The organism is Paenibacillus sp. 32O-W, from assembly GCF_007679495.1.
Taxonomy (GTDB): Bacteria; Bacillota; Bacilli; order Paenibacillales; family NBRC-103111; genus Paenibacillus_L; species Paenibacillus_L residui.
On the sequence record NZ_VEGP01000029.1, the window covers coordinates 19,973 to 43,341 of the forward strand.

Annotated in this window: 26 protein-coding genes and 1 tRNA gene; 6 read left to right on the top strand and 21 right to left on the bottom strand. The window is 47.7% G+C overall.

Annotated elements, in window-relative coordinates:
* Positions 1-4: 4 nt before the first annotated feature.
* The 10 genes from FS806_RS13095 to FS806_RS13140 all read right to left on the bottom strand — a co-directional run bounded on the left by FS806_RS13095 (position 5) and on the right by FS806_RS13140 (position 11,647).
* Positions 5-1,651, bottom strand: coding sequence for a M23 family metallopeptidase (locus tag FS806_RS13095; protein ID WP_144937030.1), 1,647 nt, complete (start codon positions 1,649-1,651; stop codon positions 5-7).
* A 184-nt stretch (positions 1,652-1,835) separates the two neighbouring features.
* Positions 1,836-2,438: a hypothetical protein gene (locus tag FS806_RS13100; RefSeq protein WP_144937033.1), complete on the bottom strand. Its 603-nt coding sequence runs from the start codon at positions 2,436-2,438 to the stop codon at positions 1,836-1,838.
* Between the two features lie 763 nt (positions 2,439-3,201).
* A complete protein-coding gene (locus FS806_RS13105) occupies positions 3,202-4,488 on the bottom strand; it encodes an adenylosuccinate synthase (protein ID WP_144937036.1) in 1,287 nt (428 codons plus the stop codon).
* 159 nt (positions 4,489-4,647) lie between these two features.
* Positions 4,648-6,024 carry a replicative DNA helicase gene (dnaB, locus tag FS806_RS13110; protein WP_144937039.1) on the bottom strand — a complete coding sequence of 459 codons (1,377 nt, stop codon included), beginning with the start codon at positions 6,022-6,024 and terminating at the stop codon, positions 4,648-4,650.
* A gap of 3 nt (positions 6,025-6,027) precedes the next feature.
* A complete protein-coding gene (gene rplI, locus FS806_RS13115) occupies positions 6,028-6,471 on the bottom strand; it encodes a 50S ribosomal protein L9 (RefSeq protein ID WP_144937041.1) in 444 nt (147 codons plus the stop codon).
* A complete protein-coding gene (locus tag FS806_RS13120) occupies positions 6,468-8,420 on the bottom strand; it encodes a DHH family phosphoesterase (protein ID WP_144937044.1) in 1,953 nt (650 codons plus the stop codon). The genes rplI and FS806_RS13120 overlap by 4 nt, the downstream gene beginning before the upstream one ends.
* 23 nt (positions 8,421-8,443) lie before the next feature.
* Positions 8,444-9,376, bottom strand: coding sequence for a DUF2232 domain-containing protein (locus tag FS806_RS13125; RefSeq protein ID WP_144937047.1), 933 nt, complete (start codon positions 9,374-9,376; stop codon positions 8,444-8,446).
* A 255-nt stretch (positions 9,377-9,631) separates the two neighbouring features.
* Positions 9,632-10,252, bottom strand: a complete 621-nt coding sequence (locus FS806_RS13130) for a SurA N-terminal domain-containing protein (protein WP_144937050.1) — start codon at positions 10,250-10,252, stop codon at positions 9,632-9,634.
* 101 nt (positions 10,253-10,353) lie between these two features.
* Entirely contained in the window at positions 10,354-11,016 is a 663-nt protein-coding gene (locus FS806_RS13135; protein WP_144937053.1) for an MBL fold metallo-hydrolase, read from the bottom strand.
* 1 nt (position 11,017) lies between these two features.
* Positions 11,018-11,647, bottom strand: coding sequence for a TetR/AcrR family transcriptional regulator (locus FS806_RS13140; protein ID WP_144937056.1), 630 nt, complete (start codon positions 11,645-11,647; stop codon positions 11,018-11,020).
* A gap of 285 nt (positions 11,648-11,932) precedes the next feature.
* On the opposite strand from FS806_RS13140, the gene FS806_RS13145 reads away from it, so the two are divergent.
* From FS806_RS13145 to FS806_RS13155, 3 genes are read left to right on the top strand one after another with little or no spacing between them, the layout of a single operon-like run.
* A complete protein-coding gene (locus FS806_RS13145) occupies positions 11,933-12,730 on the top strand; it encodes an ABC transporter permease (RefSeq protein WP_144937059.1) in 798 nt (265 codons plus the stop codon).
* Positions 12,731-12,735: 5 nt separating this feature from the next.
* Positions 12,736-13,536: an ABC transporter permease gene (locus FS806_RS13150; RefSeq protein ID WP_186328347.1), complete on the top strand. Its 801-nt coding sequence runs from the start codon at positions 12,736-12,738 to the stop codon at positions 13,534-13,536.
* Positions 13,536-14,555, top strand: a complete 1,020-nt coding sequence (locus tag FS806_RS13155) for an ABC transporter ATP-binding protein (protein WP_144937065.1) — start codon at positions 13,536-13,538, stop codon at positions 14,553-14,555. Before FS806_RS13150 ends, FS806_RS13155 begins: the two co-directional genes overlap by 1 nt.
* Positions 14,556-14,841: 286 nt before the next feature.
* On the opposite strand, the gene rpsR is transcribed toward FS806_RS13155, so the two are convergent.
* The 3 genes from rpsR to rpsF form a co-directional block, all read right to left on the bottom strand.
* Positions 14,842-15,126, bottom strand: coding sequence for a 30S ribosomal protein S18 (gene rpsR / locus FS806_RS13160; RefSeq protein WP_144937069.1), 285 nt, complete (start codon positions 15,124-15,126; stop codon positions 14,842-14,844).
* A gap of 22 nt (positions 15,127-15,148) precedes the next feature.
* Positions 15,149-15,607, bottom strand: a complete 459-nt coding sequence (gene ssb / locus FS806_RS13165; RefSeq protein ID WP_144937072.1) for a single-stranded DNA-binding protein — start codon at positions 15,605-15,607, stop codon at positions 15,149-15,151.
* 61 nt (positions 15,608-15,668) lie between these two features.
* On the bottom strand, positions 15,669-15,956 hold the full coding sequence (rpsF, locus tag FS806_RS13170) for a 30S ribosomal protein S6 (RefSeq protein WP_144937075.1): 288 nt from the start codon (positions 15,954-15,956) through the stop codon (positions 15,669-15,671).
* Positions 15,957-16,224: 268 nt separating this feature from the next.
* On the opposite strand from rpsF, the gene FS806_RS13175 reads away from it, so the two are divergent.
* Both FS806_RS13175 and FS806_RS13180 read left to right on the top strand, forming a co-directional pair.
* On the top strand, positions 16,225-16,407 hold the full coding sequence (locus FS806_RS13175; protein ID WP_144937078.1) for a YjzC family protein: 183 nt from the start codon (positions 16,225-16,227) through the stop codon (positions 16,405-16,407).
* A 13-nt stretch (positions 16,408-16,420) separates the two neighbouring features.
* Positions 16,421-16,666 carry a hypothetical protein gene (locus FS806_RS13180; RefSeq protein ID WP_144937080.1) on the top strand — a complete coding sequence of 82 codons (246 nt, stop codon included), beginning with the start codon at positions 16,421-16,423 and terminating at the stop codon, positions 16,664-16,666.
* A gap of 503 nt (positions 16,667-17,169) precedes the next feature.
* Here the strand turns inward: FS806_RS13180 and FS806_RS13185 are convergent.
* The 4 genes from FS806_RS13185 to FS806_RS13200 form a co-directional block, all read right to left on the bottom strand.
* Positions 17,170-17,260 (bottom strand) — tRNA-Ser (locus FS806_RS13185).
* Between the two features lie 42 nt (positions 17,261-17,302).
* Complete coding sequence (locus FS806_RS13190) at positions 17,303-17,527, bottom strand: DUF951 domain-containing protein (RefSeq protein WP_144937083.1); 225 nt, start codon at positions 17,525-17,527, stop codon at positions 17,303-17,305.
* 25 nt (positions 17,528-17,552) lie between these two features.
* On the bottom strand, positions 17,553-18,428 hold the full coding sequence (locus FS806_RS13195) for a mechanosensitive ion channel family protein (protein ID WP_260982075.1): 876 nt from the start codon (positions 18,426-18,428) through the stop codon (positions 17,553-17,555).
* A gap of 20 nt (positions 18,429-18,448) precedes the next feature.
* Positions 18,449-18,709, bottom strand: coding sequence for a putative Se/S carrier protein (locus FS806_RS13200; protein WP_144937085.1), 261 nt, complete (start codon positions 18,707-18,709; stop codon positions 18,449-18,451).
* 217 nt (positions 18,710-18,926) lie between these two features.
* Between FS806_RS13200 and yyaC the strand changes: the two genes are divergently transcribed.
* Positions 18,927-19,547, top strand: a complete 621-nt coding sequence (gene yyaC, locus FS806_RS13205; RefSeq protein WP_144937088.1) for a spore protease YyaC — start codon at positions 18,927-18,929, stop codon at positions 19,545-19,547.
* Here the strand turns inward: yyaC and FS806_RS13210 are convergent.
* The 4 genes from FS806_RS13210 to FS806_RS13225 form a co-directional block, all read right to left on the bottom strand.
* Positions 19,486-20,007 carry a DUF4446 family protein gene (locus FS806_RS13210; protein ID WP_144937091.1) on the bottom strand — a complete coding sequence of 174 codons (522 nt, stop codon included), beginning with the start codon at positions 20,005-20,007 and terminating at the stop codon, positions 19,486-19,488. The genes yyaC and FS806_RS13210 overlap by 62 nt on opposite strands.
* 97 nt (positions 20,008-20,104) lie before the next feature.
* Positions 20,105-21,283 carry an aminotransferase class V-fold PLP-dependent enzyme gene (locus FS806_RS13215; protein ID WP_144937094.1) on the bottom strand — a complete coding sequence of 393 codons (1,179 nt, stop codon included), beginning with the start codon at positions 21,281-21,283 and terminating at the stop codon, positions 20,105-20,107.
* Positions 21,284-21,628: 345 nt separating this feature from the next.
* Positions 21,629-22,483 (bottom strand): ParB/RepB/Spo0J family partition protein, encoded by an 855-nt coding sequence (locus tag FS806_RS13220; protein ID WP_144937097.1) that lies wholly within the window; start codon positions 22,481-22,483, stop codon positions 21,629-21,631.
* Entirely contained in the window at positions 22,476-23,237 is a 762-nt protein-coding gene (locus FS806_RS13225; RefSeq protein ID WP_144937100.1) for a ParA family protein, read from the bottom strand. The genes FS806_RS13220 and FS806_RS13225 overlap by 8 nt, the downstream gene beginning before the upstream one ends.
* Positions 23,238-23,369 lie beyond the last annotated feature (132 nt).

Consider the following 23,369-nt stretch of genomic DNA (forward strand, 5'->3'; position numbering starts at 1 on the left):
GTAATTATTGGTTAAGATATTTGATCGGGTTCTCTACCGTCCCGTTATTAATAATTTCGAAATGCAGATGGACCCCGGTAGAGTCGCCGGTACTGCCCATATACCCTATCTTCTCGCCTTTCTCCACGATATCGCCGGCCGATACGTCAATCTTGCTCATATGGCCGTATAATGTTTTGTACCCATTCTTATGATCAATAATCACATAATTGCCGTAATCGTATTTGTAGCCCGCAGCTTCGACGGTTCCGTTATCTGCAGCGAGAATATTTTTCTTGCTGGAAGTAATGTCTATCCCTTTATGTAGCTTACCCCAACGCTTGCCGAATCCGCTCGACACATTCGGAGAAACAACAGGCCAAGCAAAATTTCCGGTGCCTTCCCCAAGAATAACCTTGGTTCCCTTCTTGACCACTGCCTTGACCGGCTCACTGATCATCTCTTCGTTAATGATCTCTTCCTCCCGCATCTGTCCGTTGACTTTCGTAATGCTGAAGGTGACTAGCTTCATTCCGTTAACGCCGGGCGTAATCGTTTCGACTTCTCCCAGCTTCATCTCATCATCGGTAATAACCTCGGTATCATACTGTACTTCTTGCTGCTCGACCAGCTTCTCCACGGTCTTGACCGAAAGCTTCGGCTCCAGAACCGTCAAATTAAGAACGTCGCCTTCCGTTATCCGGTCGTTCACAATCCAAGGGTTATTCTCATAAATAACATCCTGGGAAATCTTGAATCGGTGTGCAATACAGGAGACACAATCTCCCTTGACCACTGTATACATCGTCGGAGTGGCATTGCCCGTTTCTAACGTTGCCTGCACTTCGTCGGGGTTCATCACTTGTTCCGGCTCGACCTTCATCGTAACCAGATCAACATTCTGCAGGAAGGACGCCTCCTGAAGCTCGCTTTGCCCCGGAGCCAAGTCGCTGTCCTCCGGTTCGGCAGAGAGAGCGGTGACTTCACCGGATTCCTTCTTCTGCTCTCCCGTATACTTGCTCATAATTCGCTGAAGGACCTCTTCCGCCGTATCCTTATCCTTGACGATCGCCACCGGATCGCCATCTACCTTCACTTGAACCCCTACCGCTTCGGGAACCAACAGCTCATCCAGCTTGCGGAGAGTTTCCTCGTTGTCAAAGGGTTTCTTGAAAGCCCTTTCATGCCGTAATGTTATGTCGTTTGTATTAAGAACCATGTGAACATCCTGGGAATTCTGCTCCAGTTTCTTGTATTTCTCCAGCTTCAGATCCTCGACTAGCTGAGGATCGCTCACGGTTCCGACTTGAACGTCTTTCATATAGACATCATAGACGTCCAGCGTATTCATTTGAACGTAATAATTGCCCCCGACGGTGATTCCCGCCAATAGTCCAAAAGCCCCAACACCCTTGGCAATTTGAATCCGATAATCCCGTATGCGGGACATAAGACCGACTGGCCGCTGCATCGCAGTATTTTCTGTAGAAGACGGATATGATTTCGCTATAGTTTGAGAAGCTGGCTCAAGCGCAGCTGTGGAATTCGATTTCTTATTGCTCAAGATGGCATCGATCTTGCCAGTCAAGCTCTTGAATCGGATCTTCGAGCCGACCTGTTGCACGTTGGCCCATTTCTCCTTGATCCAATTTTTCATCTTGGAAACTGTCATGATTCTCTCCTCTTAAGTCCTGAATTAACTTTAACCATTTTGTAACCAAATAGCCTTACGTACCAGGTTAAAGGAAAATAGTTCTTTTACACTGTACCACAGGTCGCTGCTTTTTTTCAACCTGCTGGATCAGAACGTGTCGGAATTAGCGAAATCATGCCCGTTTCCTCTTATATGCAGGGTGTCAATACTTCTGTAATATCTCCATTAGTTGACTATATTCTTCCGGCTTTAATGTTTTTTCGACAATTTTTTTAATTTCCGACATTTCCTCCTCCGTAATTCCCCCTTCCATCATAGCCGATATGGTCTGCAAGTCCTCAGCGGGCAAGCTCGCCATATAGGCAAAAATCTTTTTCTTGTCTTCCTCATTCAATTGATCCTTCTTCGAAGATAAATCATCGGGAGAGATGATGACTTCGCTTTTGCCGGCGTTCGACTGCTGTCCCAGCCCGCTCCCGCTTTGGCCGAATACGGGCACGGCGTCCGTTGAGGACTCCTGGGAATCCGGAGTTGAGAGATCGGAATCCTCCGTTTCCTCTGCCGGCGGCTTCTGGCCAGCTTCCTTACGGGTGTCTCCTCCTTGTGTCATAGACTCGAAGTCTCCCGCGACACTGCCGATCAAATCGGAAAACGTCACGAACGAGCCTTCTATGGGAATGTTGAAGTGAGAGATCAGCTTATCGACATAAGTATGAACAATCGTCCAAGTAAAGTACAACGTAAATCCCGAAGCGATAGCCGCAATCAACAGGGTACGGCTTAAATGAACAATAAATTTGGTCATGGTTGGTTCCTCCTATCCATCCGGTGTGCCTACTTTCCAGTATTGACGGAACGGAAACGGATATAACCCGAAACTATAAAAAAAGCCCCTAACGGAGCCTTCTCGAAGATGAATAACCCGGTATTTAAGGTAGCTTTTTATGCCAATAGAAATCTTTTTTACATCGTATTAACGCTGTAAAGAACTTAAAGATTCCTATGTGGTAAAAAAAGCTCCTAGCGGAGCCTTTTACTTGAACGTCTATCTTGAAAATCCGTCTATTTTACCGTCTGCAGGCATCGTTGCAAGCGGAGCGGCACGTCTAACTGGATTTTGTACAGGTAGATTCAAGCGAATGGGCGAAAATGATCAAACTAACTGGATAAACTACAGTTAAAATGGGCAACTTTGGGCAAAACGGCTGTTCTGGCGCAAACTAACTGTAGGTTTTCCAGTTAGTTTCCATATTTCTTCCGAATATAGAAATCTAACTGTATGATATCCATTTAGTTTTCAAATTTCACACTATTGATGCAATTCAACTCTATTCTACCTTGAAAATCCAGCCATTTGCTTGAGTCTACCTACATAAAATACAGTTAAATCATCTTTCCTCCTAGAAAGCGATGGTTTCTCCACGGCAATATCTATGCCCAGCCTTATATTTCGCCAGTAACATCAAACCTTCGGACCGATTTTCACTTTGCGGAAGTTATAACTCCTATACTAAAAAACCCCGAATGCCGATGCATTCGGAGTTTAATTTCCATACCTTCATATATCCCTATCTATAAATCGGACGGACCAAATTCGTCTGCTCCCGATTGCGTCCCACCGAGAAAATAACGAGCGGAACTCCGGTTAATTCCGAGATTCTCTCCGCATATCTTCTGGCATTGGCCGGAAGATCGTCCAGTGAACGGGCCTGCGAAATGTCTTCCTGCCACCCCGGCAGCTCTTCGTAGACCGCCTCGCACTCTGCCAGCATGTTCAAATTCGCCGGATAAGTCTCCAGAAGCTCCCCGCGGTACTTATAGGCGGTACAGATCTTTACCGTATCCAACCCGCTCAGCACGTCCAGCGAATTGAGCGACAGCCCGGTAAGCCCGCTTACCCTTCTCGCATGCCGCACTACAACGCTGTCGAACCAGCCGACGCGGCGCGGACGGCCGGTTGTCGTCCCGTATTCATTGCCGGTTTCGCGAATTTGATCCCCGATTGCATCGTGGAGCTCCGTCGGAAACGGACCGTCTCCAACCCGCGTCGTATAAGACTTGGCCACACCAATGACTTGGTTGATTCTCGTAGGGCCGACACCGGAGCCGATGCACACCCCGCCGGCCGTCGGATTAGACGATGTCACGAAAGGATAGGTGCCTTGATCCAGGTCCAGCATAACCCCCTGCGCCCCTTCAAAAAGCACCTTCTTGTTCAAATCAATAGCGTCGTTCAGCACAACGGAAGTATCCGCCACATAAAGTCTGATCACTTCCGCATACTCGAGATATTCCTTGAGAATCGAATCTGCGTCCAGACCTTGGCGTCCGTACACGCGCTCGATAACATCGTTCTTCTCCTTCACCAGCCGGCGCAGCTTGGTCTCGAACTGCTGCCGATCCATCAGATCCGCAATCCGGATGCCGTTCCTCCCGGCCTTATCCATATAGCAAGGTCCAATTCCTTTGCGGGTGGTGCCGATTTTGTTCGGCCCTTTGCGCTCTTCCTCTAATTCGTCAAGCAGCAGATGATAAGGCATAATCAGATGAGCCCGGTCGCTTATTTTCAAATTATTGGTCGTAAATCCATTCTCATGAATGTACTGAATTTCCTCAATCAATGCAGCCGGATTAATCACCATTCCGTTGCCGATCACACAGACTTTATCACTATAGAAAATTCCGGAAGGAATCAAGTGCAGCTTATACTTCTTTCCGTTGATAAGAATCGTGTGGCCGGCATTGTTACCTCCCTGGTATCTTGCCACCACTTCAGCCGATTCAGCCAGGAAGTCGGTTATTTTCCCTTTACCTTCGTCCCCCCACTGGGTTCCGACAACTACAACGGTCGACATAACCAAACAACCTCCATAAGGTACTGTGTACCCATTGATTTACTGCTTCTCTTAGCAGCATCTCCAGTTTAGCAATCCGCTATACCAAAGTCAATGAAATACACGAACATTAAGGAGGTTGCCTATATAAAATGTTCGGATATCAACCATAAGTTCACTTTAGAACGGAACCGCCGCGGCCGAAGGCACCGGCTCCTGATGAGTTCGATCCAGACTGACAAATTTGTTGTAATGCTTCAGGAAAGCAAGCTCGACCGTCCCTACCGGACCGTTCCGCTGCTTGGCGATAATAATTTCAATGATATTTTTCTTCTCCGTATCCTGATTATAGTAATCGTCCCGGTACAGGAAGGCGACAATATCCGCATCCTGCTCAATCGATCCGGATTCCCGGAGGTCGGACATCATCGGACGCTTATCCTGGCGCTGCTCAACTCCCCGGCTGAGCTGTGACAGAGCGATTACCGGCACATCCAGCTCCCGCGCAATTTGCTTCAGCGTACGGGAGATTTCCGATACTTCCTGCTGCCGGTTGTCCCCGCTCCGTCCCCGCCCATGGATTAGCTGAAGGTAGTCGATCAGGATCATGCCGAGCCCCTTCTCCTTCTTCAGCCGACGGCATTTGGCCCGTATATCGGCAACCGTCACCGCCGGAGAATCGTCGATATAAATATTGGCTTCCGCCATCGTGCCGATCGCCATCGTCAGCTTCTCCCAGTCGTCGTTCTCCAGATGGCCCGTTCTTAACCGCCCGGCATCCACATTCGATTCGGCGCAGATCATCCTCTGCACCAGCTGGGCCGCCCCCATCTCCAGACTGAAGATGGCTACGGTCTCCTTCTCGCGAATGCCTACATTCTGGGCGATATTCAGGGCGAAAGCCGTCTTCCCTACGGACGGACGAGCCGCCACGATAATTAAATCGGACCGTTGGAAGCCCGAGGTCATCTTGTCCAGATCGCGGAAGCCGGAGGCGATTCCGGTCGTCCCGCCCTTGTTCTGGTATAGAAACTCCACCCGTTCGAACACTTCCATCAATACGTCACGGATAGAGATAAAACCGCTGCTCGAACGGCGCTGGGAAATTTCCATGATCCGCTGCTCGGCATCGCTCAGCAAATCGCCGACGGCCTCCGAGCCGGAATATCCGGTGCTGGCAATTTGTGTAGCGGCCCGAATCAGCCTGCGGGTCAACGATTTCTCCTCGATGATCTGCGCGTAATAGTCTACGTTGGCCGCTGTCGGAACCGCATTGGCAAGCTGGGTTAAATAGGAAACCCCGCCGACCTGCTCCAGCTGCTGCTTGTCCTGAAGCCGTACCGTGAGAGTGACGAGATCGACCGGCTCGTTAGCCTCCGCCAGCTCCACCATCGCATCGAAAATATTCTGATGCTTGGTGCTGTAGAAGTCCTCGCTGATGATTCGTTCCATGACGGTAACCAGCGCATCGCTGTCTAACAAAATAGCGCCGAGCACGGCCTGCTCGGCTTCTAAATTTTGCGGTGGAATTCGATCAAAGAGCATTTCGCCTTCCATGCATTATTCCTCCGTTACTTGTACCTTTAAAGTAGCCGATACCCCGGGGTACAGCTTGATAGGCACTTGGGTGACGCCCAAGGAGCGAATCGGATCGTCCAGAGACATTTTTCTCTTGTCGATAACGATGTTTAGCTTCTCCAGTTCCTCGGCAATCTGCTTCGTCGTAATCGATCCGAACAGACGTCCGCCTTCTCCCGATTTCCCTTTCATCTGCAGCGTCATTTCGTTGAGACGGGCAGCCAGCTGCTCAGCTTGTGCCTTCTCCTCGTCTTTCTTCTTCTGCTCGGATTGCTTCTGCTGTTCCAGAACCTTCATATTCGAAGACGTCGCCGGAGCGGCCAATCCTTGTTTGATCAGAAAATTATTGGCGTATCCTTCGGATACTTCCTTAATCTGGCCTTTCTTCCCCTGCCCTTTGACATCCTTCAGGAAAATCACTTTCATTCGAATAACCCCTCTTCCGCTTCAATTTCACTTAGTACCTTCTTAAGCTTTGCGGTCGCTTCCTCCAGCGTTCCTTCCAGCTGTACGGCCGCGTTGGTTAAATGCCCGCCGCCGCCAAGCCGCTCCATCACGACCTGGACATTCATCTGTCCGAGTGAACGGGCGCTGATCCCGATCAGGCCGTCCGGCCTCTCGGAGATGACGAAGGAGGCTCTGATATCGGTCATGGTAATTAAAGTATCGGCCACCTGTGCTATAAGCAATTGTGAATAGGGACGTCCGCTTTCGGCTACGGCCAGAGCTACGTGATCGTATAAAATTTCAGCATGCTTGATAATTTCCGCCTTCTGAATATACGCTCCCAGGTCTTCCTTGAGAAGCCGCTGGATCATGGCCGAATCGGCCCCGTTTCTTCTGAGGAATGAAGCAGCCTCGAACGTTCTGGCGCCGGTTCTCATGCTGAAGCTTTTCGTATCGACGGTAATTCCCGCCAGCAGGGCCGTCGCTTCAATCGGGCTAATGGTCACTCTCTCATGGATATACTGCAGCAGCTCCGTAACCAACTCGCAGGTGGACGAAGCGTAAGGCTCCATATATACGAGGACGGCATCGCCAATAAAATCTTCCCCGCGCCGGTGATGATCGACAACGACCGTTCTCGGCGCCATAGACAGCAGCTTCGGCTCCGCCACCATAGAGAACCGGTGGGTATCCACGACCACCGCCAATGTGCGCAGAGTGGTCATCTCCAGCGCCTGATCCGGCGTGATAAACCACCTGGCGATTTTCTCGTGCTCCTGAAGAGCCTCCATCAGCCGTTCAATCGACGGATTGATGCCTTCCAGCACGATATATCCTTCCTTCTGGCTGAGCTGCACGGCTTTAAGAACGCCTATAGCCGCCCCTATCGCATCCATATCCGGATTCTTGTGACCCATAATGAGAACCTTGTCGCTATCTTTAATCAGGTCTCTTAACGCATGGGAGATAACTCTCGCCCGGACCCGGGTGCGCTTCTCTACGGCATTGCTTCGGCCGCCATAGAACGACAGCCGCTGTCCGCTCTTCACAGCGACTTGATCGCCGCCCCGCCCAAGCGCCATATCCAAACTCGCCTGGGCCCAATTGCCAAGCTCAATAAGACTCTCGGCTCCCGATGCTACACCAATGCTCAGCGTGAACGGAACTTTGTTGTCCGCACTTAGATCACGAACCTCGTCAAGAATATCGAACCGCTCCTGCTCCAGCATCTGAAGCGACTTCTGATTCATGATGATCAGGAACCGGTCGGAGGAGGTTCTGCGCAGGTACAGACCGTTGCGGTTGGACCACTCGTTAATCTCCCCGGTAATCTTCGCCAGGATGATGCTGCGGGTCTGATCGTCCATCCCCTGCGTCGCTTCCTCCAGATTATCGAGCATAATAATTCCGATGGCAATTTTCTCTTCCTGATACTTCTGCTCCAATTCCAGCTGATTCGTTACATCTTCCAGGTAGATCATCCTGTCGCCGTGGTTCATCGTGACCTTATAAGTAGACGAACCAATCTCTACCTCGAACTTGCCTTCCTTATCCTTGAGCATCGGGAACCGTTCGGTCAGCGATTCGCCGATCACCGACTCCTCCTCCAGCATGGTGGACACGAACGGATTGTGCCACTCGATCTTCTGCTCTTCATTGTACAGAATAATGCCGATCGGCAAGTCGTTGGTTACTTCCTTGCCCGCCTTCTTGATCCGATGGGTCAAGGTAGCCAGATATACATACAGGTCCTTGCGGAAAGCCTTCTCCGCCTTCCAGGAATACCACACCAGCACGGCAAAAGGAACAAGGGCGATCAGGCCTGCCACCCATTGATAAAACGACAGCACGACAATGAGAATAAGAACCAGGATGAACGTCCACACCATATGCAGCCCGTGCCATCGTTTGATTAAAAACCTCGGCATGTGATTTCGCTCCTCTTTCTTCCTTATGATTTGTCGGCAAGCTTTTCCCTGAGGGGAAACATGACGTCAAACAAACCCAACAGACTGAATATATACTGGGTGGTTGGAACGACAATCATAAGAACGATAGCAAGGGCCGGCCAAGCCTTGCCCTTTTTCTTGACATGGACGAAGTAGAGAAGAAACGAGATCGCTTGAACGACAAAAGCCAAGTTCAACAACGGGAACAAATTGATAACGATCATGACCAGGAAGGAATCCGGATTGGCCGGAATCGTAAAATCAAGAATCATGACGATGAGAAAATACCAGACCAGCGATTTCGGCAGCTTCCACGTCCGTACTGGCGGAAGAGCCGGAACAAGGTCTTCCCTGCCGCCCCTGTTGATGAACCATCTTCCAAGCCCATGTGTAACAATGACATAAAAGACCGAAAAAGCAACGATAAAGAACGGAATCATCTGGGTGATGTAACGAATCATCGAATCCACCAGATCCATGTTCAACTGCTGCGTAACGTTGCTTGGCAAAGCCCCCAAATAATCTCTTATAGTGGCTCCGAATTGGGCGACCGGGTCAAAGCCGAACAACCGACCGACCACCAGGCCCAGCAGCAGCTCCCCCATCAAGGTTAACGTTCCGGCAAGGATTGCGGTCCTGGCCAGAGCCTTCTTCTTATAGAAATGCCCCATCAGAATAACAGGAGGTAGAAAGAACAAGGAGATAAAGAGGATGACCAAGCCCAAGCCACCGGTGAGTAAATAAAAAATGCCGAGACTGACCGCATACGCCAGTGCAAAACGTTTGACATCCAGATACATATAGAGAGCCAGCACCGGGATCATAATGAGATTGATCGTGATGAAATTAAGCGGCGTCACTATGGAAAATAGAACGATTAGGTAGATGACCATCCATATGACGGGCAGCCATTTGCTTCTTTTCGTACGGTTCACCGGACAGTATACAACTCCTTCATAAAGCGGCTTTACGCTTGATTATACCATAAACCGCCCAGGTTTATAGTCCCTTTATCCTTCCGTGATCCAGACTCGTATCCGTATTATTCCCATTTTCTGCTTCTAAGATTAGGTATCAAGAAGCACCTTTTTTCGTTTTCATTATTACATGAGAAAAAACCTCCATAAACCACAAGGATTGTAGTTTTGAGGTTTTTTGCCTGCAAGAATCCGGTGAATTGGGCTGATCCGTTATACATTGTAGATGATTCCCGTTTTAACCTTCTGAAGCAGTTTATCCTTAAAGTTTGCAAAATCTTCGTCTCCTCTGATTTGCCCTTCTTCCGCGAGTTTTCTCACGAATTTTTGGATTAACAATGCTTTTTCATATTTTTGGGCTAATTCTTCACTTTCCCAGTATTCATCCTCTGATAACCCCGACATTTTGACCAAATTATCTCTTATTTGTTTCATTGCAGGATCATGTTCAGGATCGTCCAGAAGCTCTCTCAAATGGGTAATGTAATCCGTTATTTCCTGTTTGCTTACGAAAAGCCCCTCTTCCCGCGCCAAGTTGACAACCAGCGCTTCCTTGATCATTTCGTGAATGATGTCTTTATCGGTCATATCAATGGTTACGTTATTCATTTTTTCACTAAACGCAAGATTTGCTTTGAATAGGGCAAAGTCTTTGGAATAGATTTCAAAATCAGGCCCCTGGGCGATAATCCTATCGGGTGCCTCTTTCACTTGATGGTCGATGTCGACAAACATTTCATCCACAGAAGGCACATTATTAGCATACAGAACGCTTCCGGTAATTATGACAGCAAGTGTTAGGGCAGAAACCACCATCCAACTGATTCTTCCCATCTTGCTCCCACCCCCTCGCTTCCTTAATCGCTTCTATTGTTATAGACAACTTTATAAAGGACTTTATCACGATATAAGAGAAATTGCTAAAAATATAGAAGTCAGGACCAGCGCGTCCGGTATCCTTCCCATTGCGAATAAGGCTCTTTGATATCCTCCCCGTGACAGACGGTCAGCAGCTTTGGCTTCATCTCTTCAATAACCGCTCCGCTGCGGACCGCCGTTTGCATGTCCGCCGTGAACATGGGGATCGGCCGGGCTAGCCTGCTCCTCCGGGTGGTGAACAAATCGCCGCCGATCAGAACCCCATCTTCCTTATGATAATAAGCGACATGCCCTGGGGAGTGCCCCGGTGTCCACAAGGGAAGGAGACCTTCCAACGGCTGCAGCCTTCCTTCGGATTCCTGGAGCAATGGGGAAGCCATCCCTTTATCAATAGTTGTCTGAGCCTTCTTCCGGCCGGGATAAGGCATATCCCCTTCCGCATATTGCAGCTCCTCTCTATGAATGTACACCGGAGCCGAGGTATGGCGAACGACTTCTTTAACCGAACCGACATGATCGGAATGCCCGTGCGTCAACAAAATCTTCTTTAAAGGCAAGTTCAGCTCCTTAATTTGCTTCAAGATCCCTGTCGCCATCTTCGGAATTCCGCCATCGATCAGAATGAGGCCATCTTCGCTGCGGACCAACCATACATTGACCGGAATAATCATCCATATTCCAAGCTTCCAAATATTTGGAGAAATTTGCGTGATCTTCATGTTATTGGTTTCCTCCCCGTTTCGCTTGAATACCCGCCACGAATATTTCGGTGCCCTGCGTTACCAGGGGCATAACTCTCGAAAGCAGTTGAGCCAGCGGCTCTTCATTGTACATATAAGTAGACACGATTCCTTGCAGCATATAATAGTAGATACGCGCATAGGACAGCAGTTCCTCGGCAGAAGCATCGGGAAAATTCCACGCTATCCCCTGCTTCAGGTCGGCAAACAATTCATTGCGGATCCGGTTGATCATAAGCCCCGGTTCCGGCTCATCCACCCTCTCTGCCTTCAGCATAAACAACACATTAACCATGTTCCGCCGGCGCAAACAGAATAATATAAACTTCTCTCCAAGCTGAGTAAGAGTACGCAGGGGCTCCTTATGCCCTTCCTGCTGCAGAAGCTTGAATTCCTCCTCCAAATTTTGCAAGGGAGGAAGCACCAAATGATGAAGCAAAGCTTCCTTGTCCTGAAAATATAAATAAATGGTCGTATGCGAGCATCCCGCTTCCTTGGCGATTTCCCGCATTGTTACCGATTCGAAGCCCTTGGCTGCGAAGAGGCTCCCCGCTGCTTCCAGTATGGCTTGTTTGGTCTCTTCTGATCTTTTACTCTGCCGATTCGACATGATAGACTCCCCTTCTCTTCTGCTTTGTCATATCCATCTTCGCCCCTATGAAGGTTGAGTTTTACATACTCTGACGGTGAAAATGACCGAAATCAAACTAACCATTGGTTACATTATAACCACTGGTTAGTTTGATTTCAACATTTATTTTCCCGCACTCCAAAACATCTCCGTGAAACCGTTTCGATTATAACGATTTAATCCATTGACAACCTTTTCAAGCCTGATAGAATTAGAGCTATCTTTTTATCTTTATATTCCTTTATTTGGGGGAATTTAGATTTCATGAGCAAATATGCTTGGTATGCACTCACTACCTTCAAGAATACCCGCGTTTACAAAATGGATGTCTTGTTCCGCGTTATAGGATCCGTCCTAATGGTTATTGCGCTTCGGGAAATTTGGCTGGTCATTTACGGAGAAGGGGACGGACTGGAACAGTCCACCGGAGTATCCGCCCGCTCTATGGCTTCCTACGCGATGATTTCCGTTATTATGGGAAGGCTTCTCTCCTTCGGAACAGTATGGGAAGTGTCCGATCGGGTGCGGACGGGAAATATTGTGTTTGATCTGCAGAAGCCCTGGAGCTTTCAGTGGATGCATTTATCCAAAGCGGCCGGGCTGTTTCTTTTTTCCCTATGCTTCGTCGTTATTCCCTTGGCTCTGGCCATCTTCGTCTTCTATCCTGTTGAATGGCCCGGCGGATGGCATGCGGTCGCCTTTGTACCGAGTGTTATTCTCGCTTTTCTCCTGGCGTATGCCATTGATTTTATCGTCGGCCTGTTCGCCTTTATTTTTACGGAAATCTGGGGTTTCGATTTTATTAAGGATACGGTTATTCAGCTGTGCTCGGGTTCCTTCGTTCCTCTATGGTTCTTTCCGGACCTGCTCGCGCAGGTGCTTCGCTGGCTGCCGTTTCAAGGCATCTACAGCATTCCGCTCTCCCTCTTCATCGGGCGGACGCCGGTCCACCAGATCGTACCCGATTTGCTGTTCCAGGCTGCCTGGGCTTTCATCCTGTTCATCATCGGATATGCGGGAATGAAGACCGCTCACCGCATGCTTCTGACGACAGGAGGTTAATGCCCATGTGGAGATATATTAAACTGTACGGCTTGCTGCAGGCAGCCAATATCAAATCGCGATCGGCCTACCCCTTCAACTTTTTTATCGGGGTATTCAGCGTTACCCTTATGGGACTGGCTACCATTTTCTTCACGTGGGTGATTACCCAGCAGGTGCCTCTAATCGTCGGTTACAACCTATATGAACTGGTATTTCTGCTCAGCCTGTGGAAGCTTCCGCATTCCTTGTTCATCATTTCCTTCCAGCAAATTTGGAACATCGATTATTTAATCCGGGACGGATTTTTCGACCGTTACCTGGTTCGGCCGCTGAATCCGCTATTTCAGTTCTTCGCCTCCCGGTTCCAAATTGCGGGCATCGGCGATTTGATCGCCGCCATCGTCGGATTAGTCTATTCCGCTTCCCATATTACCGAATGGACTATTCCCAAGCTGCTTACCTTGCTGCTGATCGTGGCCAGCGGGGTCGTCATCGAATGGGCGATCTATACACTGATCGGATGTACGGCCTTCTGGACACTCCAAGGCTCCGGTCTGCAAAGCATTATTCTGATGCTGTTCGATCAATTTACCCGCTTTCCGCTGACAGTCTACAACCGGGTGATCCAGATTGTTCTGACCTTTATCGTTCCGATCGCTTTTATTAACTTCTACCCTTCCTTTTTATTTTTTGAAAATAAAGAGCAGGTGCCCTTCTCGCCGCTGTTTATTTACCTTACCCCGGTCATGGCCCTGTTGATGCTGCTCTTGACGGGTTGGATTTGGCGCAAAGCGATCAATCATTACAAAGGAGCCGGATCTTAATGAAAAATGTTATCGAAGTAGAGAAGCTGGTCCGGGAATTTAAAGTACATGGAGAAGCCCGGGGCTCATTCCGTTTGATCAAGAAGTTGTTTTCCCAAGGCGGAGAACGCAAGCGTGTAGTTGATGAAGTAAGCTTTACTATTCAAAAAGGGGAATTTATCGGGTATATCGGACCGAATGGCGCCGGTAAATCGACCACCATCAAAATGCTGTCCGGCGTGCTCGTTCCGACATCGGGGTCGGTGCGAGTGATGGGGTTAGAGCCCCATAAGCAGCGCAAGGAGCATGCCAAGCATATCGGGGTCGTCTTCGGACAGCGGACTCAGCTGTGGTGGGATCTCCCGCTTAAAGACTCTTTTTACCTGCTTGGCAAAATCTATAACATCCCCGAGCAGCGCTACAAGGAAAATCTGGACTTGTTTTGCGATATTCTAGATCTCGGTTCCTTCCTGCATACTCCTGTCCGGCAGCTTAGTCTCGGGCAAAGAATGAGGGGCGATATAGCCGCTTCTCTGATTCACGACCCGCAGGTTCTGTTCCTGGACGAGCCGACGATCGGGCTGGATTTGCTGGCCAAGGAAAGAATTCAAGATTTCCTCCAAACGATTAACCGTGAGAAGCAGATTACCATTCTGCTGACGACACATAACCTGGATGATATTGAGAAGCTGTGCCGCCGGGTCATCTTTATCGATCATGGGAAAGTTCTGTTCGACGGCAGCTCGTTAGAGATGATCCGCACCTTCGGGGACAAAAAATACGTCGTCGTTGAATCCAACGGATGGTCGCCTGAACGATGGAAAGGTCCGGTCCCTGATAAGATAGAGCCGAATGAGCTCTGGTTCGGAGTGGAGGACGACGCCGAAATCGCCCCCATGATCAGGCGGTTGAGCGACTTGCTCCCCATTTATAACCTCACGGTCAGAGAGCCGAAGATCGAGGACATTATGAAGGAACTATACAAGCGAACCCATGCAGGCGGTGTACAATCTACTAAACTGGTCGAGAACGTTGTGTAAATGCCATACAAGGATAAACGGCTATCGCCGTCCTTAGGACGGGCGCTTTTACCGATGAAATATAAAAAAAGCTCCTAACGGAGCCTCTTCGAAGACGAATAACCCGGTTTTAAAGGTAGCTTTTTATGCCAATTAGAAAGTTTGTTCCATTTTAATACTTTAATGAACTTAAACTTCCTAATGTGGTAAGAACAGGAATAGATGAAAACTTATACTTCCTTATATTTTAACAAAAGAAGCAGCAGGGACGGATTTACGTCTCTGCTGCTTCTTTAATAGCCGCTTCTTACTCAGTTGTGTAAGGAAGCAAAGCTACTTGACGAGCGCGCTTTATAGCAATCGTAAGCATACGTTGATATTTAGCGGAAGTTCCGGTAACACGGCGAGGAAGAATCTTGCCGCGCTCACTGATGAACTTCTTCAGCGTCTCGATGTCTTTATAGTCAATGTGTTGAATTTTGTTAACAGTAAAGTAGCATACTTTACGGCGCTTGTTACGACCTCCGCGGCCTCTGGAGAAACGACGCTCTGTCCGCTCTTCGCCGCCGCTGTTTTCTTTTTTAGTCGTCATCTACGTTTTCAGTCCTTTCTCATTAGAATGGCAGATCATCGTCGGAAATGTCAATCGGTTTCCCGTCCGAGAATGGATCATGATTGTCTCGCGGGCTGCTATATCGGTTGTTCCCGGGCATCTCTTCCCTCATTCCGGAGCTCTGTCCCCCGGCATCCCGGTTGGCCGATTCCAGAAAACGGACATTGTCCGCCACCACTTCCGTCACATAAACTCTGCGGCCTTCATTATTATCATAGTTTCTTACCTGAATGCGACCTTCCACTGCGGTCAGTCTTCCTTTGCGCAAGTAGTTGGCGCAGGTTTCGGCGAGCTGCCTCCAGGTCACTATGTTAATAAAGTCGGCTTCTCGTTCATTATTCTGGTTAGTAAAGGGCCGGTCTACTGCCAGTGTGAACTGGGTTACCGCTACGCCGGTAGGGGTATATCTCAGTTCAGGATCCCGAGTCAGCCTTCCGATTAGAATAACACGGTTTAACAATCTTGTTCCCTCCCCCGCATTTCCGCATAACTGTCACGAATTGTTAAGCAAAGCAATGTTATTACGCTACAACGTCATTAACGATCAGGTAACGAATGATTTCATCCGAAATCTTCATTACACGGTCAAGTTCCGCTACAACTTCCGGAGTAGCGTTGAAATTTACCAGTACGTAAATTCCGTCGCGGAACTTTTCGATCTCATACGCAAGACGGCGTTTACCCATCACTTCGCTCTTCGTGATCTCTCCACCATTGTTAATGATGCCTTCGAACTTAGAGATGGCGGCGTCAACCGCTTCTTGTTCGATGTCGGGACGAAGAATGTACATTACTTCATATTTGCGCATGTCGATTCACCTCCTTATGGACTTAGCGGCCCCCACGCATTCGCCTTAAGCGATGCCTTCCTTCTTAACAGAAGGAATTAAGCCGGGAGCAAGGAGCAAGAAAGAAATCCATTTCAAACTCGCACCATATAAATATACCAAATCCGGGCGCCAATTACAAGAGATGTGCCGTACACTTGCTCGTATGGCCCCCTATAATTGGAATCGCCCCAATTACATGGTCTCACCTCATTCGGACGATAATAGTTAGTACTTGGAGGTGAAAAGGATGGGAGAACAAACCGAATTCAACACCGGCGACAAAGCTCCTAATGATGGAGAGTATATCGAAATTGGCGAGAACGACTTCCATATGGGCATCAACAATCCCAAGATCATCTCCTTGAAGAAAGGGGAGCGATTCCCGGAGCCGTCCAACCATAATCGTAAATGGAAACGAAAAAAACATTAAAGAGGGAACCCTCATGAGAAAAACAGCGACCATCATCTTTACCGTTATTGCCATAGCCATTTGCTTCATTCATTATCTTGGCTATGATCCGAAGAATATGATTCTGATCTCCTTAAGCATACCTCTTTGGATCATCCCCTTTTTCACGGACATCGCCCATGTTAACCTGTTTTTCGCATACGCCTTGACCATTGCGTCCTGGGCGCTGCTTGGATATATTGTCGATCGGTATGTGTTTAGGGCCCGGGCCAGGGATTGATTTCTCTCGCCCTCCCCTCTTATATCACATGGATAAACGGCTATCGCCGTCCTTAGGACGGGTGCGTTTACCGGTGAAATATAAAAAAAGCTCTTAACGGAGCATCTCGAAGATGAATAACCCGGTATTAGAGGAAGCTTTTTATGCCAATAGGAATCTATATTTTCATCGTATTAATGCTGTAAAGAATTTAAAGATTCCTATGTGGTAAAAAAAGCTCCTAACGGAGCATCTCGAAGATGAATAACCCGGTATTAGAGGAAGCTTTTTATGCCAATAGGAATCTATATTTTCATCGTATTAACGAAACTTAAAGATTCCTATGTGGTAAAAAAAGCTCCTAACGGAGCATCTCGAAGATGAAAAAAACTTATACTTTCTTATATTTTAAAAAACGCCCCCCTGCGTAATTCGCAAGAAAGCGTTAGTTAACGGAATTATGTATAGACCCTGCTCGACCCACCCTCACAACCTGTAATCTATAAATCACATGGTTGGATAAATGGCGGAAAGGGTGGGATTCGAACCCACGCACGCCTTGCGACGCCTAGCTGATTTCGAGTCAGCCCCCTTGGACCTCTTGGGTACCTTTCCGTTTAGCACAAGAAAGATTGTACCATAAGATGCAGGGTAAAATCAACTGAATTGTTGTCCGGGATCGGAAAATTCCGGATTGGACCGCAGCACTTTTTTAAGCTTGCTTTCAAACTTCGCCCTCGGCACCAGAACACTATGCTTGCACCCGGTGCAGCGGATCCGGATATCCATTCCCATACGAATGATTTCCATTTCATTAGTGCCGCATGGGTGCGGCTTTTTCATCTGGACAACATCTCCAAGCTGATACTGCTTACGCTCCATCTCCCCTGTTTCCCCCTTCCTTGACTTACGCCGGCATGGCAATTTCGATTTTATGCTGATCCAGTGTTTTCTTCACTTGGGCCAATATTTCTCTCTTCACTTGTTCTTCCTGATTAGGCTTGCATTCGGCAACAATCCTCAAGGTTAAATCCGACATCCCCATCGTCTGCATGCCGAGCACTTCCGGCCTGGTTACCAGGAGCTGATTGTCGGCCATTTCTGCAAACGCCTCTTTCAGATAGAATATTGCTTTATCGACATCGGAATGATAGGAAAGAACAATATCAACAACAGAAAGCGAATTCCGCATCGAATAATTCGTTACCTGCGTAATTAAGCCGTTAGGAATAATATAAACCTCTCCTGTCCAACTGGCAATACGCGTCACCCTTAAACCGATTTCCTCTACCGTACCTTTATAACTGCCGATTTGGACCGTGTCGCCTACGGCAAACTGATCTTCAAATATAATGAAAAAACCGGTGATCACATCTTTCACCAAGCTTTGTGCTCCGAAACCGATGGCCAGACCGACGACTCCGGCTCCCGCCAGCAACGGCCCTAAATGCAGTCCAAGCTGACTGAGAATCATCAATATCAGAATAAAATTAACCGTATAATTAACGACATTTCCTACAAGCTTGCCTAAAGTTTTGGCCCGCCGCTGACTGAATCTTAACGGATTCTTTTCACGTTCCCTCACAAGTCGGTCCACCAGACGTCTGGTGACTGCCTTGACGATTTTACCGAGGAGGAGAATCAGTAATATTTTGATGAGACCGATCAATATTTGATTCCAGGTTTTCGGGCTCATGAACGTTTCAACGAGTTGGGAATAAAAATGATGAATTGCATTAGTATTCTCTGTAAGCGCTTCTTGAACAAGTATATTGCTCAGCACTTGGTTGTCCTCCCTGTCCGTTACCGTTCTGGCATATCGATGGTAACATATTTCCCATTCTTTTGAAAATAAATCCCCCTGATTTCCACCTGCTCCGTCCGTATGATGTTCTGGACCCTCTCCAACTCCGCAGCATCAAATTCAATGGACAAAGCACAGCCGGCGGTAATTTCCTTGGGCGTAGGCCGGATATCTATTTCAATATCGGCATATTCCAGAAGCATCTCCGCCCTTAAAGCTTGCTGTGTAGAATCAAAAGCAATGACCATTAACGATTCCATGCCATTTATTCCTTTCTGGTCTCTCTGTTCCTCAACAACAAAATCTCACGCATAGATGCCTCCGCATCTCCTATAAAATGATTCTAGTTCTATTTTCTTGTTTTTGAATGGTGCATGTATAAACAGCATTTTCCAGCCGTATACTAGTAGAAAAGCTCTATGGATGCCCTTTCGGAGATATCGATGTGGTCAAAAAATAACGGACATGGAGGAAACCATGAAATTTTCTTTCAATGCGGACAAGAATTCGTCCAGCGGTTCCATTCTCGTTCCTTATACCGACTCTCAATCGGCGCAAATGATCGCTTCCAAGCTCTCCCTCTATTTTCAAGAGGTTCCGGTTGCCCAACCGATTATCTTCGTCTGTATCGGAACCGACCGTTCTACCGGCGATGCACTCGGGCCATTAGTGGGCACCCGCTTGCTCGCTTACAATCTGGTCGACTTTCCTGTTTATGGAACCCTGGAAGAGCCCGTCCATGCCCTAAATCTGGCCGAAACCTTATCGGCCATCGAACAAACCTATAGAGATCCTTTCATCGTAGGAATAGATGCTTGTCTGGGCCAGCTCTCCAGCGTGGGGTCCATTAAGGTAGGCTCCGGCCCTCTGAAGCCGGGAGCCGGCGTCAACAAGGATTTACCGCCCGTCGGCCATATTCACATCACTGGAATCGTGAATGTCGGAGGCTTCATGGAGTATTTTGTTCTCCAGAACACCCGATTGCATCTGGTTACGATGCTGGCGGATACGATTGCCAAGTCGATTCATCTGTCCCTTAATCATTCCCAGAGGACAGCCTCTGCGGCTTTCCCGCCTTTTCCATTATCAAATCAATAACTTGTTTTTCCTCCGGGGATAAACTGTAGGAGGACACGCCTTGTTTGATCGGTTTCGCATACAAATAACTTTCGTTTCGGCCATGAATGCCTGTTAATACAACCCCGTCTCTTTCTTCGTCCAGAAAAGCGATGGAGAAGCTCATATCACTCCCCTGATCGGGAAAGGCATTATACCGGATTACCTCTACATGGCCCTTCATTTTTTTCATTTCCTTCTCCAGGTGTTGGACAGATTCCATATAATTCTGATTCGCTGCCGCTGCTTGCCGGTAGCTTTCTTGCATTTGTATAAGCATCTGTTCCAGATTTTCCGTGCCCCCGCGCATCATTCTTTTGTATTTCTTATTCATCCTGGCCAGCTTGATCCAGAGCACGATAATGAGAAGGAACATGAACCCGATAACCAGCACTTGCACAGCTTCCCACATTTCGGGCTCCAATCCGAATATTAATTCCATACATGTGCCACCCTTTTTTTCTAAATATAAGAGGATAGGCTTGCAACCCTCGGCTCCTATTTTTCAAATTTTGATCTCTTCTAATGAAAATTCTTTATTAGTTTTTCTCTTTCCCCTGCTTCTTATATCCTCGGCAAATTTCTTCCATCGCCTTAATTAAGCATTCCACCTGCTCCACAGTCGAATAATAACCGACACTGGCTCTAACGGCCCCTGTAGCTGTTGTCCCTGCCGTTTCATGACCGAGAGGCGTGCAGTGAAAACCGGCACGGACGGCAATCCGATATTCGCGGTCCAATTGAAAAGCGATTTCCGAAGCATCCGCATTCTCCACCACAAAAGAGACAATTCCTGTCTTGTCTTCCCCTAAATCCGGACCGAGTATTCGTAAGCCGGAAATGTTCCGCAGCCCCTCCATCATTAACTGCGTCAATTCCCATTCCTTCCTATGGATCTGTTCCACCGTTTCTTTCATGATAAACTTGATCCCTGCTGCTAATCCGGCAATCCCAACCGTATTCGGCGTCCCGGCTTCATATCGATCCGGGCGAACGGAAGGCTGATCCACCTCCTCCGATTGACTTCCCGTTCCTCCATGAAGAATCGGCTCCAAATCGATCTCAGGGGATATATATAGCCCCCCGGTACCCTGTGGGCCGAGCAAACCCTTATGCCCGGGAAAGGCCAGCATATCGATGCCTTCCTCAGCAACATTTATCGGCACCGTCCCTGCCGTCTGAGCCGCATCAACCAGCAGCTTGACGCCGTTATGTCGGCACAGCTCCGCAAACTCGGCTATTGGCTGTATCGTACCCAGCAAATTAGAGCTATGGCTGCAAACAAATAGCGTAGTTTCCGGCCGAAAGGCTGCAGCCGCTTCATCCACACTTATTTTCCCCTGTTTATCAGCCTGCAAATAAGTAATTTGAACCCCTCTGGTCCTTCGCAAATATTCCAAAGGCCGTCTTACCGAGTTATGTTCCATCGAGGTACAGATGACGTGGTGGTCTCCTTGGCGCACAAAGCCTTTAATGGCTAAATTCAGAGCTGCGGTCGCATTGGACGTAAAGACGATATCATTCGGATTGCGAATTCCAAACAGCTTGGCCGCCAGAGTGCGTGCTTCAAATACAATCCGGCTTGCCCTCACCGCCATGCTGTGGCTTCCTCTTCCCGGATTAGCCCCCGCTTCTTCCATACATGCAATCATAGCTTCTGCAACTTCAGGAGGCTTCGGCCAAGAGGAAGCGGCATTATCAAAATATATATGAGGCACCCTCCCCCCTCCTTCCGTCAAATTTCCACCTTTATAATCATTCACTCTAATTCCCGACTATCCATCAACTTCACTGCAGCTTTTTAGCGAGAAAAATGAAGCCTTTTCGAAGAAATCGAATCCATCTTTAGCGGAAACTTTTTATGCCAATGAGAAGTTGTTCTACTTTTAATGCAATTTATACACTTAAACTCTCTAGTTTGGTCAAGAAAAGCATACCTTGTCGGTTTACTCTCGGAAAACCTCGGTATGCTTATATATTCCTACAACAAACGTTCTTATCTCTCCAAGAAACCGGGGTGACAATGATTTCTCCAACTCTACAAGCAATCTTACCTTTTACCCTTAAGATGTTTTTCCCTGCAGCAGCTCAAGCAGCCTTTCCAAATCTTCTTTAGAATAATATAGCAGCTCAATCTTCCCTTTGTTGTTGGAATGCTTGATCTTTACAGTTGTCTGGTAGAAATCTCTTAATGTTTCCTCTACTTGATGAATATATGGATCTCTCTTTCTATTCGGCTTCGTTTTAGGCTCATTCTTCGACTTTTCTTCGTGCTTCTGAATCGCTTCTTCCAGCTCACGTACACTCCACTGTTCACGAATCGTCAGCTCTGCAAACTCCTTCTTCAGCTTGTCGTTCTTTACTCCGACAATCGCCCGGGCATGTCCCATGGATAATGTTCCACGTGAAACATATTTTTTGATTTCCTCCGGCAATTGCAGCAATCTCAAGAAGTTCGCTACGTGGGACCGGCTCTTCCCTACCTTCATCGCAAGCTCCTCTTGAGTAAGAGAAAACTGTTCCGCCAATGATTGATACGCTTGAGCAAGCTCTATCGCATTCAAATCTTCTCTCTGAATATTCTCGATTAGAGCAATCTCCATCACTTGCTGATCTGAAAACTTCTTAACGACAGCCGGAATCGTAGCTTGTCCTGATAGCTGAGAGGCCCTGAACCGTCTCTCTCCTGCAATAATTTCATACCCTTTGAGAACTGTCCTTACAATAATCGGTTGAATAACGCCATGCTCTTTAATCGATGCGGCAAGCTCTTGAATGCTTTCTTCATCAAATGTTTTTCGAGGCTGATATGGATTAGGCCGGAGCTGTGAAAGGGGAATTTCAATTACTTTATCGTCATCGCTAATATTTAAAGAAGGAATTAGAGCGTCTAATCCTCTACCCAGTCTTTTATTCAAGTTCAATCACTTCCTTCGCTAATTCCATATACACTTCTGCCCCTTTGGAGCGTGGATCATAGGTTATTATGGACTGACCGTGACTGGGCGCTTCGCTCAAACGAACGTTGCGCGGAATAATGGTCCGGTATACTTTCTGCTGGAAGTATTTCTTTACTTCCTCTATGACCTGAATACCGAGATTCGTTCTAGCGTCAAACATCGTTAGAAGAACTCCTTCAATCTGCAACGAGGTATTCAAATGCTTCTGCACTAGCCGTACAGTATTTAATAATTGACTTAATCCTTCCAGAGCATAATATTCACATTGGATAGGTATAATGACAGAATCGGCCGCCGTTAAAGAATTAAGAGTCAGCATGCCGAGGGAAGGAGGACAATCAATCAATATATAGTCGAATATGTGCTTTACAAGCTGCAGAGATTTCTTCAGGCGAACCTCTCTGGAAATCGTAGGCACTAATTCGATTTCGGCGCCGGCTAGCTGGATCGTTGCCGGAATCACCTTCAAATTTGGCAGATTTGTATCTAAAATAGCTTCTTTAGGATGAACATCGTTAATAATAATGTCGTAGATACAGTAAACGACATCCGCTTTGTTCACACCTATTCCGCTAGTCGTATTCCCCTGGGGGTCTATATCGACCAACAACACCTTTTTTCCTAACGCGGATAAGGATGCGCCGAGGTTTACTGAGGTGGTTGTTTTGCCAACTCCTCCTTTTTGATTAGTAATGGCAATAATCTTTGACACATTGGTTCACCTCAATATCGTTATTCACATCAACCGAATTAACCAATGAACCGTAGGCCGGACCCTGCCAACGGCACGATTGCTCGACAAAAAAAGCGGCCATCGCCGCAGTTTTTTAAAATATAAGAAAGT

Bases quoted from the DNA above. Each gene is read 5' to 3' on its own strand.
- FS806_RS13095 (WP_144937030.1), bottom strand. From the start codon at position 1,651: ATGACAGTTTCCAAGATGAAAAATTGGATCAAGGAGAAATGGGCCAAC.
- FS806_RS13100 (WP_144937033.1), bottom strand. From the start codon at position 2,438: ATGACCAAATTTATTGTTCATTTAAGCCGTACCCTGTTGATTGCGGCT.
- FS806_RS13105 (WP_144937036.1), bottom strand. From the start codon at position 4,488: ATGTCGACCGTTGTAGTTGTCGGAACCCAGTGGGGGGACGAAGGTAAA.
- dnaB (WP_144937039.1), bottom strand. From the start codon at position 6,024: ATGGAAGGCGAAATGCTCTTTGATCGAATTCCACCGCAAAATTTAGAA.
- rplI (WP_144937041.1), bottom strand. From the start codon at position 6,471: ATGAAAGTGATTTTCCTGAAGGATGTCAAAGGGCAGGGGAAGAAAGGC.
- FS806_RS13120 (WP_144937044.1), bottom strand. From the start codon at position 8,420: ATGCCGAGGTTTTTAATCAAACGATGGCACGGGCTGCATATGGTGTGG.
- FS806_RS13130 (WP_144937050.1), bottom strand. From the start codon at position 10,252: ATGGGAAGAATCAGTTGGATGGTGGTTTCTGCCCTAACACTTGCTGTC.
- FS806_RS13135 (WP_144937053.1), bottom strand. From the start codon at position 11,016: ATGAAGATCACGCAAATTTCTCCAAATATTTGGAAGCTTGGAATATGG.
- FS806_RS13140 (WP_144937056.1), bottom strand. From the start codon at position 11,647: ATGTCGAATCGGCAGAGTAAAAGATCAGAAGAGACCAAACAAGCCATA.
- FS806_RS13145 (WP_144937059.1), top strand. From the start codon at position 11,933: ATGAGCAAATATGCTTGGTATGCACTCACTACCTTCAAGAATACCCGC.
- FS806_RS13150 (WP_186328347.1), top strand. From the start codon at position 12,736: ATGTGGAGATATATTAAACTGTACGGCTTGCTGCAGGCAGCCAATATC.
- FS806_RS13155 (WP_144937065.1), top strand. From the start codon at position 13,536: ATGAAAAATGTTATCGAAGTAGAGAAGCTGGTCCGGGAATTTAAAGTA.
- rpsR (WP_144937069.1), bottom strand. From the start codon at position 15,126: ATGACGACTAAAAAAGAAAACAGCGGCGGCGAAGAGCGGACAGAGCGT.
- rpsF (WP_144937075.1), bottom strand. From the start codon at position 15,956: ATGCGCAAATATGAAGTAATGTACATTCTTCGTCCCGACATCGAACAA.
- FS806_RS13175 (WP_144937078.1), top strand. From the start codon at position 16,225: ATGGGAGAACAAACCGAATTCAACACCGGCGACAAAGCTCCTAATGAT.
- FS806_RS13180 (WP_144937080.1), top strand. From the start codon at position 16,421: ATGAGAAAAACAGCGACCATCATCTTTACCGTTATTGCCATAGCCATT.
- FS806_RS13190 (WP_144937083.1), bottom strand. From the start codon at position 17,527: ATGGAGCGTAAGCAGTATCAGCTTGGAGATGTTGTCCAGATGAAAAAG.
- FS806_RS13200 (WP_144937085.1), bottom strand. From the start codon at position 18,709: ATGGAATCGTTAATGGTCATTGCTTTTGATTCTACACAGCAAGCTTTA.
- yyaC (WP_144937088.1), top strand. From the start codon at position 18,927: ATGAAATTTTCTTTCAATGCGGACAAGAATTCGTCCAGCGGTTCCATT.
- FS806_RS13210 (WP_144937091.1), bottom strand. From the start codon at position 20,007: ATGGAATTAATATTCGGATTGGAGCCCGAAATGTGGGAAGCTGTGCAA.